This window comes from Streptomyces sp. NPDC025721, from assembly GCF_055558595.1.
Genome location: NZ_JBVHMF010000013.1, coordinates 210,847 through 222,563, shown reverse-complemented (window position 1 = coordinate 222,563; position 11,717 = coordinate 210,847). Strand labels below are relative to the sequence as shown.

Below are 11,717 nucleotides of genomic sequence, written 5' to 3'. Positions count from 1 at the left end.
TACCGCCCACAGACCAACGGCAAGGTCGAACGCTTCAACCGCACCCTGCTCGACGAATGGGCCTACCAACAGCCCTACACCACCAACGACCAGCGGACCGCAGCCCTGGCAGACTTCCTCCACACCTACAACCACCACCGCACCCACACCGCACTCGGCGGCCAGCCACCCATCACCCGCGTCAACAACCCTCCAGGTCAATACACCTAGGACCGGCGGCGTGCCGAGGCGGTCGCGTGCTCGGCGCGGTGCAGCGCCTCCCCCGGCGCTTCGGTGAAGGCCCGAAGGAAATAGGCGAGGAGCACGCCGAGAAAGCCGATCGCCAGAAGCCCCTGCTCGGCCCCCGCCTCCCGCCGCCGCGAAAACCCCCGCCACGTCCGCTGGAAAGCGAGAGCGCTGCACACGGCGAACCCGGCCACCGCCAGAAACGTCACAAAGGGCCCGACGTCGGCGTCGGCCAGCCCCTGAAAGCCGAACCGCAGCACCGCCGCCCCCACCGCGATGGCGACGAGGGACCCGACCGCGAGCCCGGCCCGCCGCCAGGCGTATCCGCCGTCGTGCGCGACCCACGTCGTCCCGAAGAAACGGATCGGCTCCGGCCGCGGCACCCCCTCAACCGCCCCGCCGCTTCCGCCACCGCCCCCGCCAACCCGCCGCTTCACTTCGCTCACCTCGTCCACGCCATCGATTATGACCCAGAACGGGACGTTCCCTGACACACCCGTTCGGCCGACGGTCGACGATTCGCACGACGCGATGCGTTTTCCTGACGATATGTCAGACATCCGGTCAGACGTCCCCCCGGCCTCGCCCGGGCTCCGACGCCGTCCCCCCGCCCCCCACCTCCTCCTCGGCCTGGGCGCCGCCGCCCTCACCGCCGCCGCCTGCACCCTGGCCGCCGGGTCCGGCGCGGCGACAGCCGCGGGCCCCCGCGCGGCCGAGGCGGCGACCAGCTCCCTGGTCGACCTCACCCTCGCACCCGCCCCGCCGCTCGGCCTGAGCGCCTTCCACGGCCGGTACGGCCACGCCTCCTCCCCCCCGGACGGCGGCCCGGACGGCGGTGACTTCTCCGACCCGTCCGGCGTGCTGTCGCACCTGACGGTGATCGGCGCGGTCACGGCCCGTACGGACGCGGGTCCCGGCAAGACCTCCGCGCAGGCCCAGGCGGGCGGCTTCACGCTCGGCCTGAACTCCAAGGACTTCGTCAGCGTCGGGTCGCTGGACGCGTACGCGGAGTGCGTGCCGCCGCCGGTGGGCCCGTACGCGCTCGCGTACGCGCGGACGGACGGCGGGGTGATCGACGTACTCGGCCACACCGTCCCGGTCGGGACGACCACCTTCGACGTGACCGGCGCGGAGATCGGCGCCTCCGGCATCGGCGGCGGCACGCTCACCGTGACGTACGAGCCGTACCAGCACCCGCCCGGCGGCGCCCCGACCGCCGCCACCAGCGCGGACGCGGGCGTCGACATCACCGTCAGCGGCACGTTCACCGACACGAGCGGCGCCCCGGCGTACGCGGGACCGCTGGTCGACCTCCGCCTCGGCCACGTCGCCGTCACCTGCGAGACCACCACCCCGACCCCGACGAACTCGGTCGACTCGACGACGCCGGTGCCACCGACGACGACACCGCCGACCACCGCGACGACGACGCCGACGACGCCCACCCCGACCGGCCCGGAAACCGGCGGCACGACCCCACCGCCCACCACCTCGCCGACCACCCCGCCCACGACGTCACCGACCACCCCGCCCACGACATCACCGACCACCCCGCCCACCACCTCCCCGGACCCGTCGGGGACGGCCGGCACCACTCCCCCGCCGACGCCCACCGGAACCTGGACCACCCCCGACGGCGACACCCTCCCGCACACCGGCGCCGAGGTCGGATGGGCGGCGGGACTCGCCGGCGGATCGCTGCTCCTCGGCGGCTTCCTCGTGTTCAGGACCGCCCGGGCGAGGCGCGGCCGGCACCTCTGATTTGGCATATGCCAGCGTCATTCTCTGCCCAGGGGTCATACTTACTGTCCATGGAAGGAAAATTAACGGCGCACGCCGCTGAGAACCCCGCGCGGCAGGAGCGATTCCGCACGCTGGCGCGGTATCTGATGACGCACAGCCTCCGCCGCACACTCCCCGCGCACCTGCGGGTGCGCAGGGACGTGGCGGTGGTCGTGGACGAGCGCACGGTGGCCGAACCGGACATCGTCGTGGTCGGCGCGGAGGCGGAGAACGTTGTCGTCCTCGCCGTGGAAGTCCTGCCCGCCGACGCCGACGAGAGCGAGCCTCACCCGTACGAGGAAGCGGGGGTCACGCACCTGTGGCGCGTGGAGGAGGACACCGAGACCGAGCGCCCGATGGTCTACGTGCACGAGTGGGATCCGGCCTCGCACTCGTACGCCCTCACCGGCGTGCACCGCGAGGAGCTGACCGTCCAGGTCCCGTACCGCATCAACGTCGACCTCACGGGCATCGACCACCTCTGACCGTCGACCCGTACGCGTGCGCGTAAACGTGCACGAACATGTGCCCGTCCCCGCACGGATACGCGTACGTCCAGGCACAGCGCGGCCGTACGCACGACGCCCCCGCACCGGGTCACGGTGCGGGGGCGTCGTGCGTGCGCTGCCGGTGTCAGCGCTCCAGCTTGGTGATGTCGCGGACGGCGCCGCGGTCGGCGCTGGTGGCCATGGCCGCGTAGGCGCGCAGGGCCGTGGAGACCTTGCGGGTGCGGTCGCGCGGGGCGTAGACGCCGCCGAGGGCTTCGCGGCGGGCGGCCAGCTCCTCCTCGGACACCAGGAGTTCCATGGAGCGGTTGGGGATGTCGATCCGGATGCGGTCGCCGTCCTCGACCAGGGCGATGGTGCCGCCCGAGGCCGCCTCGGGTGAGGCGTGGCCGATGGACAGGCCCGACGTGCCGCCGGAGAAGCGGCCGTCGGTGACCAGGGCGCAGACCTTGCCGAGGCCGCGGCCCTTGAGGAAGGACGTGGGGTAGAGCATTTCCTGCATGCCGGGGCCGCCGCGCGGGCCCTCGTAGCGGATCACGACGACATCGCCGGGGTTGACCTGCTTGGCGAGGATCTTGTCGACGGCCTCTTCCTGCGACTCGCAGACGACGGCCGGCCCCTCGAAGGTCCAGATCGACTCGTCCACGCCCGCGGTCTTCACGACCGCGCCGTCCAGGGCGAGGTTGCCGCGCAGCACGGCCAGGCCGCCGTCGGCGGAGTAGGCGTGCGCGACGTCGCGGATGCAGCCGCCCGCGGCGTCGGTGTCCAGGGTGTCCCACCGCTCGGACTGCGAGAACGCCTCGGCGGAGCGCTTGCAGCCGGGCGCCGCGTGCCACAGCTCGACGGCCTCGTCGGAGGCGGAGCCGCCGCGCACGTCCCAGGCGTCGAGCCACTCCTTGATGGAGGGCGAGTGGACGGTGTGCACGTCCTCGTTGAGCAGCCCGCCGCGGTACAGCTCGCCGAGGATGGCAGGGATGCCGCCGGCCCGGTGGATGTCCTCCATGTAGTACGTGCCGCCGGGCGCCACGTTCGGCGCGACCTTGGCCAGGCAGGGGACGCGGCGCGAGACGGCGTTGATGTCGTCCAGGCCGTAGTCGAGCTCGGCTTCCTGGGCGGCGGCCAGCAGGTGCAGGATCGTGTTGGTGGAGCCGCCCATGGCGATGTCGAGCGCCATGGCGTTGTCGAAGGCGGCGCGGGTGGCGATGGCGCGCGGCAGCACGGACGCGTCGTCCTGCTCGTAGTGCCGCTTGGTCAGCTCCACGACGGTGCGGCCGGCGTTCTCGTACAGCGCCTTGCGGGCGGTGTGCGTGGCCAGGACCGAGCCGTTGCCGGGCAGGGCCAGGCCCATGGCCTCGGTGAGGCAGTTCATCGAGTTGGCGGTGAACATGCCGGAACAGGAGCCGCAGGTCGGGCAGGCATTCTCCTCGATACGGAGGATGTCCTCGTCCGAGATGTTCTCGTTGACGGCGTCCGCGATGGCGTTGATCAGGTCCAGCTTGCGGACGGTGCCGTCGACCAGCGTCGCCTTGCCGGCCTCCATGGGGCCGCCGGAGACGAAGACGGTCGGGATGTTGAGGCGCAGCGCGGCCATCAGCATGCCCGGGGTGATCTTGTCGCAGTTGGAGATGCAGATCAGCGCGTCCGCGCAGTGCGCCTCGACCATGTACTCGACGGAGTCGGCGATCAGGTCGCGGGACGGCAGGCTGTAGAGCATGCCGCCGTGGCCCATCGCGATGCCGTCGTCCACGGCGATCGTGTTGAACTCGCGCGGCACCGCGCCCGCCGCGAGGATCGCCTCGGAGACGATCCGGCCGACGGGCTGAAGGTGCGTGTGACCCGGTACGAACTCGGTGAAACTGTTGGCGACCGCGATGATCGGCTTCCCGATGTCGCTGCTGGCGACGCCGGAGGCGCGCATCAGCGCGCGGGCGCCCGCCATGTTGCGGCCGTGGGTGACCGTACGTGACCTCAGCTCGGGCACGGTGTCCACTCCCTTGGGTTCACTTGGCTCGTACTGCTCCGTACTAGAGCATCGAGGGTACGCCCGTCGCCCAGGATCCGGACGTTCGGTCCGGTATGCGGGACGTGCGGTCCCATGGGGCTGTACGGGGGCGGGGTCCTACGGGTGGACGTCGGCGGCGGTGAGGTAGCGCTGGAGGACCGGGCCGACCATGGCGACGATGTCCTCGGGGTCGGCGGAGGCCATCGGCTCCACCCGCACGATGTACCGCAGCATGATGATCCCGACGAGCTGGGCGGCGGCGAGCTGCACGCGGAACTCGGCGTCGGGCACGTCGAGGCCGCCCGCGAGGCGGGCCAGGACGCGGCGGCTGACCAGGCCGCGGAAGACCGCGGCGGCCGTCTCGTTGGTGACCGCGGACCGGACGATGGCCAGCAGCGGCTCGCGCGAGACCGGGTTCTCCCAGATCCGCAGCATCAGCCGGGCCACCCGCTCGCCCATGCCGTCGACGCCGCCCGCCACGACGAGGTCGGGGATGTTCATGGCGGGCGCGAAGGACAGCTCGATGGCGGCGCCGAAGATCTGTTCCTTCGTGCCGAAGTAGTGGTGGACGAGGGCGGAGTCGACGCCCGCCGCCTTGCCGATCGAGCGGACGGAGGTCTTGTCGTAGCCGCGGGCGGAGAACTCCTCGCGGGCGGCGGCGAGGATACGGTCACGGGTCTCGGCGGTCCCGGCCTTGGTGCCCGCGGGACGGCCGCGGCGGCGGCCGGCCGGCTTGCCGGACTCCTGGGGGCCCTCGGATTCCTGGGGCTCGTCGGGTTCCGGGAAGCCGGGGGACGCCTTCGCCGTACTCACGCCGGACCACCGCCGACCGGCGCCGGTGTCGCGTAGTGCAGCCGGGTGAAGGCCAGCGCCTCCGCCAGGTCCGCCTCGCGCTCGGCCCTCGACATCGCCCGCCGGGTGGTCACCTCGACCACCACATGGCCGTCGTAGTCGCTCGCCGCCAGCGCCGCCAGCAGCTCCGCGCACGGCAGATTCCCGCGCCCCGGCACCAGGTGCTCGTCCTTGGCGGAGCCCGTGCTGTCGCCGAGGTGGACGTGCACCATCCGCTCGGCCATCCTCGCCATCAGCGCGAACGGCTCGGTACGGGAGGTCGCCGCGTGCGAGAAGTCCACGGTCAGGTGGCGGTAGTCGTCGTTGGTGACGTCCCAGTCGGGCGCGTACGCCTGCATCTCGCGGTCCCGGTAGCGCCACGGGTACATGTTCTCGACCGCGAACCGTACGTCCGTCTCGTCCGCCATCCGCCAGATCCCGGCGACGAAGTCCCTGGCGTAGCCGCGCTGCCAGCGGAACGGCGGGTGCACCACGACGGTCGAGGCGCCCAGCGTCTCGGCCGCCGCGCGGGCCCGCTGGAGCTTGACCCACGGGTCGGCGGACCAGACGCGCTGCGCGATCAGCAGGCACGGCGCGTGGACGGCCAGGATCGGCATCCGGTGGAAGTCCGACAGGCGGCGCAGCGCGTCCACGTCCTGGCTGATCGGGTCGGTCCACACCATCACCTCGACGCCGTCGTAGCCGAGGCGGGCGGCGATCTCGAAGGCGGTGGCGGTGGAGGCCGGGTAGACGGAGGCGGTGGACAGGACGATCTTCGACGTGCCGCCGCAGGGCCCCGCGGCGGACCCCGCGGTCGGGGCGAGACGTTCCCGCGCGTGCTGCGCGCGCTGCCCCGTACGCCAATCGCGTCTCAGGGCGGCGTCCGTCGTCCGGCCGTCCGTCTTCCGGCCCGCTGGTTCAGCCACGGGAAACAGCGTACGGCGGCGGCCGGGGCGGAAGGGGCAGGTGCCGGGGGGTGCGGAGGGACTGTCGCCGATCTCACGGCGGGGCGCGGCGGGCGCGGCGGACCGGCTCAGTCGCCCCAGCGGGCCAGGGCCGCCCCCGGTCCGGCGTCGTTCACCATCAGGTCGAGCTTGCGCAGGATGACGCCCTCGCGCAGGGCCCAGGGGCAGATCTCCAGCTCCTCGACGCCGAAGAGGTCCATCGCGGCGTCCGCGACCAGGGCGCCCGCCAGGAGCTGCCCGGCCCGGCCGACCGAGACGCCCGGCAGGGTGCTGCGCTGGGCCGCCGTCATCTCCGCGAGCCGCGGCACCCACTCCTCCAGCGCGCCGCGCCGCAGCCGGCGCTGGGCGTACAGGCCGTCGGCGGAGCGGGCCGCGCCCGCGAGCCTGGCGAGCTGCTTGAACGTCTTGGACGTGCCCACCGCGTGGTCGGGCCGGCCGAAGCGGGCGAAGTCCGGGACCGTACGGGCGATCTCGGCGCGTACGTGCCTGCGCAGCGACCGTACGTCGTGGGCGGTCGGCGGGTCGCCCGGCAGCCACGCACCGGTCAGGCGTCCCGCGCCGAGCGGCAGGGACACGGCCGCGTCCGGGTACTCGTCCATGCCGTAGCCGACCTCCAGCGACCCGCCGCCGATGTCCAGCACCAGCAGCCGCCCGGCCGACCAGCCGAACCAGCGGCGTACGGCGAGGAACGTCAGCCGCGACTCGTCCTCGCCGGACAGGACGGTGAGGCGTACGCCCGTCTCCGCGTCCACCCGGGCCAGGACGGCCTCGCCGTTCGCCGCCTCCCGCACCGCGGAGGTCGCGAAGGACAGCACGTCCTCGGCGCCCTTGTCCTCCGCCACGCGCAGCGCGTCCGCGATCGTGGCGACCAGGCGGTCGACGCCGGCGGCGCTGATCGCGCCGTGCTCGTCGAGGAGTTCGGCCAGGCGCAGCTCCGCCTTGTGCGAGTACGCGGGGAGCGGACGCGCGCCCGGGTGCGCGTCCACCACCAACAGGTGGACGGTGTTGGAACCCACGTCGAGCACTCCGAGTCGCATGGGCAAGACGCTAGCGCGCCGACGTGGGTGTCCGTTCCGCGGGCCGCGCGGGGCCACCGGGCGGTGGCGCGCGGGCGATCCGCGACCCGTTGGCGACCATTCGGCGCATTCCGGTCTTACTCTTGGGCGCGTGGCGAAGGTGAAGGCCCTCAAGGCCAAGAAGAAGAGTGCAGGCACGGTCCGCGACGAGGTGGGGCTGGACTTCGCCCGCGCCTGGGTCGAATTCGCCGATCCGGCCGACGAGGAGCAGGTCTTCCGCTGCGACCTCACGTGGCTCACCTCGCGCTGGACGTGCGTCTTCGGCAGCGGCTGCCAAGGGATCGTGGCGGGGCGCGCGGACGACGGGTGCTGTTCGCTGGGCGCGCACTTCTCGGACGACGACGACGAGAAGCGGGTGGCCGGGCATGTGGCCAGGCTCACGCCGGAGACGTGGCAGTTCCACGCCGAGGGCGCCGACGGCGCGTGGGCGATGGAGAACGAGGAGGGCGAGCGGCAGACGCGTGTCGTGGACGGGGCGTGTGTCTTCTCCAACCGGGCCGGGTTCGCGGGCGGCCAGGGGTGCGCGCTGCACGCGCTGGCCCTGCGGGAGGGGCGCGAGCCGCTGGAGACGAAGCCGGACGTGTGCTGGCAGTTGCCGATCCGGCGGACTTTCGACTGGGTGGACCGGCCGGACGATTCGCGGGTGCTGGTCGTGTCGATCGGGGAGTACGACCGGCGGGGGTGGGGGCCGGGGGGCCACGACCTGCACTGGTGGTGCACGTCGGCGACGTCCGCGCACGGTGCCGGTGACCCGGTCTACGTGTCGTACCGCCCGGAGCTGACGGAACTCATGGGTCCCGACGCCTACGCCGTGCTCGCTGCGCTGTGCGAGTCCCGCCTGTCCACCCCCCACCTTCCTCTGCTGGCCCCCCACCCCGCCGACCCCGCTGCCCCCGCTTCCTAGGGCCCTTGTGCGTGGGGGCGGCTGGGGGTTCGGTCCCGGCACCGTCCGGGCGCCCTCTTGTGCGTGGGGTCGGTCCCGGTACGGGGTACCTCCTCGAGCCGCGTGCTGCCTGCTCCCGCGCATCCGTCAACGCCCTGTCGGCACGCAAATCTGCGGGGGCACCCCGCACCGTCCCCTCCGGTGCGTCGGCGCCCGACGGTTCGTGGGGGTGGTGGAGGAGGGGGTGGATGGGGCCCCTCCGGTTACGTCGGCGCCCGACGGTCCCTGGGGGTGGATGGGGCCGGGCACGGGGGCTGCGGGGGGGGGTGACGCCCCACACGGTGGCCAAAGGGGGCGTGTTCGATGTTCGGGGGGGGGAGGCGCTTTGCGGGGTGTCGTCAGCCGAGGTGGCGGAGGGTGTCGGAGATGGTGGACCGGAAGGTCTGGAGGGCGTGCAGGCCGGCGGTGTAGCGGTCCTGGTGGGCGGCGATGTCGGCGGTCTGCTGCTGGGCGCGTACGGCGTGCAGGAGTTGGGCGGTGTGGTGGCGGCGCTGGCAGGTGACGTCGGCGACGGCGGTGCGCCGCTCGGTCGGGGTGCGCGTGGTGTTGCCGTCGCTGCCGCGATGCCACGCCTTGTCCCCGAAGGCCGCGAGCGGGTCGGAGTAGCGGGCGAACCCCTGGCCGGCCACGCAGCGGGACCACGCGTCCCAGGCCGCGAGCAAGCGGGGATCGCGTTTGACGGCCTTGTCGATCTCGACCGAGCGCCTGCTCGCGTAGAGCCAGTCCCGCTTGACGTCGATCCCGCGCATCAGCCGCCGGTTCGCCTCCACGTTGCAGGCCGGAAAGTCCGCGTACTCGGCCTGGGTCATCCGACGGCCCTGCGGCAGCGTGGGAGTGGACTTCGCCGGGTCCCATCCGTAGCCCCAGCGGCTCGCGTTGGCCATGTCGAGTGCGCCGTAGCCAGTGCTGACCGCGGTGAGCACGGTGGGGTCGACGGGGTAGCGCGGATCGAGCGGAAAGTCCGCGTGCCCGCGTTTCGCCATGCACTGCCGGACCAGCAACGCCGTTGCCCGCTTCTCCCGTTGATAGTCCTCGGGCGTGTAGTTATAACGATCCGCCGGAAGCGGCCCAAGCCCCACCGTCGCACGAACCGCCTCCGCCCGCTCCGGCCCCGAGGCACCCACCCCCGCCAGCACCGCCACCCCCACCACGGCCCCAAGCCGCCACCCCCGCGTCCCCATGCCCCCGGATGCTAGCCCCCGCCCCACCCGAGCCCACCCACCCCCCTTCCGCCGACTGCCACCGGACAGGCGGACACCGACGCACCCAAGCCCACCCACCCCCTCCCCCTCAGCCACAGCGGACAGGCGGACACCGACGTACCCAAGCCCACCCACCCCCTCCCCCCCACCCCCACCGGACAGGCGGACGCCGACGTACCGGGAGGGGACGGGCCGGGGTGCCCCCGCAGGGGGACGAACGGAAAGGGGCTGGACGTTTTCGAAGTGGGTGCACGTTCGTCGCCCGAGGAGGTGCCCCGGACCGGCACCGACCCAGGCACAAGCGGCACCCGCAGACGAAGAAAGCACCCGCACGGGTGGGCGGGCGGGAAAAATAAGCAAGATGAGGACACACGCGGTGATCGCCTCGCCCGTAGGCGACCTGACAGTGGTCCGCGAGGGCCCCGCCCTCGTAGGGCTCTACTTCGAGGGCCACAAACGAAGGCCCAACGAAACCACCTTCGGCGAACGCGCCGACGAATCCTTCGACGACGTACGCCACCAGCTCAAGGAATACTTCGCCGGAACCCGGCACACCTTCGACCTCGAACTGACCCCGGAGGGCAACGAGTTCCAGCGCCGCGTCTGGACCCTGCTGACCCGCATCCCGTACGGAGAAACCCGCTCCTACGGCGACCTCGCCCGCCAGCTCGGCGACATCTCCCTCTCCCAGGCCGTCGGCGCCGCGAACGGCCTGAACCCGTTGTCGGTGATCGTCCCGTGCCACCGCGTGGTGGCGGCCGACGGAAACCTGCGCGGCTACGCGGGCGGCCTTGCCCGCAAGCGGTACCTGCTGGAACTGGAGGAGCCCGACGCCGCCTCGGCGGACCGCCTCTTCTGAAGCGGACCGCAGTTCCGCGGCGAACCGCACCTCCGAAGCGGACCGCACTTCCGAAGCGAACCGCACCTCCGAAGCGGACCGCAGGTCCAAAAGCCCCCCGCGAAAGCCACCTCACGTTTCGGCGCCCCCACGCGTTTACCCCATGTGAGCAAGCCACTGTTCGAACAGATCGTGACCGACCACGGGCCGATGGTGCTCCGGGTGGTCCGGGCCGTCGTGGGCCCGCACGACGCGCAGGACGCGTGGTCGGAGACCTTCCTGGCCGCGCTGCGGGCGTACCCGGAGCTGCCCGCGGACGCGAACGTCGAGGCGTGGCTGGTGACCATCGCGCACCGCAAGGCCGTCGACATCACGCGGGGCAACGCGCGCCGCGCGACACCGCTGGCGGAGCTGCCCGAGCGGGCGAGCCGCACCGGGCGGCCCGAGGACTGGGACCCGGATCTGTGGACGGCGCTGAAGGCCCTGCCGGAGCGGCAGCGGCAGACGGTCGCGTACCACTACCTGGCGGGCCTGCCGTACAAGGACATCGCCGCCGTGACGGGCGGCAGCCCGGACGCGGCGCGCAGGGCCGCCGCCGACGGGGTGAAGGCCCTGCGCCGCAGCTATCCGCGGGACACCGCGGGAGGAGGAGACCCCTCATGAACGACACGAACGACACGAACGACACGCAGGACGTGCAGGACGTGCAGGACGTGCGGGACACGAACGACTCGGCCGCCCATCTCCTGGAAGCCCTCACCGCGCAGGACGACGCGACGATGGACCGGCTCCACGAGCGCCTGGCGGCGGAAGCCGGGCAAGCCGGGCTGCTGGACGTCGCGTACCGGACGCTGGACAGCCCGGTGGGCCCGCTGCTGCTGGCGGCGACCGAGAAGGGCCTGGTGCGCGTGGCATTCGCCGTGCAGGACCACGCGGCGGTGCTCCAGCAGCTCGCGGACACCATCAGCCCGCGGGTGCTGCGCGCCCCGCGGCGGCTGGAGGCGGTGAGCCGCCAGCTCGACGAGTACTTCACCGGGCAGCGCCGCGGCTTCGAAGTCCCCCTGGACTGGCGGCTGTCGAAGGGCTTCAGGCGCGAGGTGCTGACGCACCTGCCGGACATCGCGTACGGCAGGACGGCGAGTTACGCGCAGGTGGCGGCGGCGGCGGGCAGTCCGCGGGCGGTCCGCGCGGTGGGCACGGCGTGCGCGCTCAACCCGCTGCCGCTGGTGGTGCCGTGCCACCGGGTGGTGCGCTCGGACGGTTCGGCCGGGCAGTACGCGGGCGGCGCCGACGCCAAGCACCTGCTGCTGGAGCTGGAGACGGCCGCCTGAGACGGGCGTGACATCC

General features: G+C 72.8%; 13 protein-coding genes. 7 read left to right on the top strand and 6 right to left on the bottom strand.

Annotation, left to right across the window (positions count from 1 at the left end; genetic code table 11):
* Positions 1-210, top strand: a 210-nt coding sequence (locus ACZ4EF_RS20455; protein ID WP_467505797.1) for an integrase core domain-containing protein, incomplete at its 5' end; no start/stop codon positions are given.
* On the opposite strand, the gene ACZ4EF_RS20450 is transcribed toward ACZ4EF_RS20455, so the two are convergent.
* Positions 207-680, bottom strand: coding sequence for an EamA/RhaT family transporter (locus ACZ4EF_RS20450; protein ID WP_401724319.1), 474 nt, complete (start codon positions 678-680; stop codon positions 207-209). The two genes, ACZ4EF_RS20455 and ACZ4EF_RS20450, sit on opposite strands and share 4 nt — an antisense overlap.
* 94 nt (positions 681-774) lie before the next feature.
* Between ACZ4EF_RS20450 and ACZ4EF_RS20445 the strand changes: the two genes are divergently transcribed.
* Complete coding sequence (locus tag ACZ4EF_RS20445; RefSeq protein WP_467505794.1) at positions 775-1,986, top strand: LPXTG cell wall anchor domain-containing protein; 1,212 nt, start codon at positions 775-777, stop codon at positions 1,984-1,986.
* 50 nt (positions 1,987-2,036) lie between these two features.
* A complete protein-coding gene (locus tag ACZ4EF_RS20440) occupies positions 2,037-2,492 on the top strand; it encodes a Uma2 family endonuclease (protein WP_355350205.1) in 456 nt (151 codons plus the stop codon).
* Between the two features lie 148 nt (positions 2,493-2,640).
* On the opposite strand, the gene ilvD is transcribed toward ACZ4EF_RS20440, so the two are convergent.
* The 4 genes from ilvD to ACZ4EF_RS20420 all read right to left on the bottom strand — a co-directional run bounded on the left by ilvD (position 2,641) and on the right by ACZ4EF_RS20420 (position 7,348).
* Positions 2,641-4,494, bottom strand: coding sequence for a dihydroxy-acid dehydratase (gene ilvD, locus ACZ4EF_RS20435; RefSeq protein ID WP_355350202.1), 1,854 nt, complete (start codon positions 4,492-4,494; stop codon positions 2,641-2,643).
* 138 nt (positions 4,495-4,632) lie between these two features.
* The gene (locus ACZ4EF_RS20430) at positions 4,633-5,328 is read right to left on the bottom strand and encodes a TetR/AcrR family transcriptional regulator (protein ID WP_391049611.1); all 696 of its coding nucleotides are present in this window, start codon (positions 5,326-5,328) and stop codon (positions 4,633-4,635) included.
* Entirely contained in the window at positions 5,325-6,119 is a 795-nt protein-coding gene (locus ACZ4EF_RS20425; RefSeq protein ID WP_355350235.1) for a sugar phosphate isomerase/epimerase family protein, read from the bottom strand. Before ACZ4EF_RS20425 ends, ACZ4EF_RS20430 begins: the two co-directional genes overlap by 4 nt.
* Before the next feature lie 260 nt (positions 6,120-6,379).
* Positions 6,380-7,348 (bottom strand): Ppx/GppA family phosphatase, encoded by a 969-nt coding sequence (locus ACZ4EF_RS20420; RefSeq protein WP_391049613.1) that lies wholly within the window; start codon positions 7,346-7,348, stop codon positions 6,380-6,382.
* Positions 7,349-7,478: 130 nt separating this feature from the next.
* Between ACZ4EF_RS20420 and ACZ4EF_RS20415 the strand changes: the two genes are divergently transcribed.
* Positions 7,479-8,291, top strand: coding sequence for a DUF3109 family protein (locus tag ACZ4EF_RS20415; RefSeq protein ID WP_391164077.1), 813 nt, complete (start codon positions 7,479-7,481; stop codon positions 8,289-8,291).
* Positions 8,292-8,668: 377 nt separating this feature from the next.
* Here the strand turns inward: ACZ4EF_RS20415 and ACZ4EF_RS20410 are convergent, their stop codons facing one another.
* Positions 8,669-9,313: a hypothetical protein gene (locus ACZ4EF_RS20410; RefSeq protein ID WP_467505790.1), complete on the bottom strand. Its 645-nt coding sequence runs from the start codon at positions 9,311-9,313 to the stop codon at positions 8,669-8,671.
* Positions 9,314-9,893: 580 nt separating this feature from the next.
* Between ACZ4EF_RS20410 and ACZ4EF_RS20405 the strand changes: the two genes are divergently transcribed.
* From ACZ4EF_RS20405 to ACZ4EF_RS20395, 3 genes are all read left to right on the top strand, one after another.
* Positions 9,894-10,391: a methylated-DNA--[protein]-cysteine S-methyltransferase gene (locus tag ACZ4EF_RS20405; RefSeq protein ID WP_401313842.1), complete on the top strand. Its 498-nt coding sequence runs from the start codon at positions 9,894-9,896 to the stop codon at positions 10,389-10,391.
* Between the two features lie 144 nt (positions 10,392-10,535).
* On the top strand, positions 10,536-11,033 hold the full coding sequence (locus ACZ4EF_RS20400; RefSeq protein ID WP_355342318.1) for an RNA polymerase sigma factor: 498 nt from the start codon (positions 10,536-10,538) through the stop codon (positions 11,031-11,033).
* A complete protein-coding gene (locus ACZ4EF_RS20395; protein WP_467505788.1) occupies positions 11,030-11,701 on the top strand; it encodes a methylated-DNA--[protein]-cysteine S-methyltransferase in 672 nt (223 codons plus the stop codon). Before ACZ4EF_RS20400 ends, ACZ4EF_RS20395 begins: the two co-directional genes overlap by 4 nt.
* Positions 11,702-11,717 lie beyond the last annotated feature (16 nt).

What these genes read in the sequence shown, in the direction of transcription:
- ACZ4EF_RS20445 (WP_467505794.1), top strand. Translation starts at nt 775, where the DNA reads ATGTCAGACATCCGGTCAGACGTCCCCCCGGCCTCGCCCGGGCTCCGA.
- ACZ4EF_RS20440 (WP_355350205.1), top strand. Translation starts at nt 2,037, where the DNA reads ATGGAAGGAAAATTAACGGCGCACGCCGCTGAGAACCCCGCGCGGCAG.
- ACZ4EF_RS20420 (WP_391049613.1), bottom strand. Translation starts at nt 7,348, where the DNA reads ATGCGACTCGGAGTGCTCGACGTGGGTTCCAACACCGTCCACCTGTTG.
- ACZ4EF_RS20410 (WP_467505790.1), bottom strand. Translation starts at nt 9,313, where the DNA reads ATGGCGAAACGCGGGCACGCGGACTTTCCGCTCGATCCGCGCTACCCC.
- ACZ4EF_RS20405 (WP_401313842.1), top strand. Translation starts at nt 9,894, where the DNA reads ATGAGGACACACGCGGTGATCGCCTCGCCCGTAGGCGACCTGACAGTG.
- ACZ4EF_RS20395 (WP_467505788.1), top strand. Translation starts at nt 11,030, where the DNA reads ATGAACGACACGAACGACACGAACGACACGCAGGACGTGCAGGACGTG.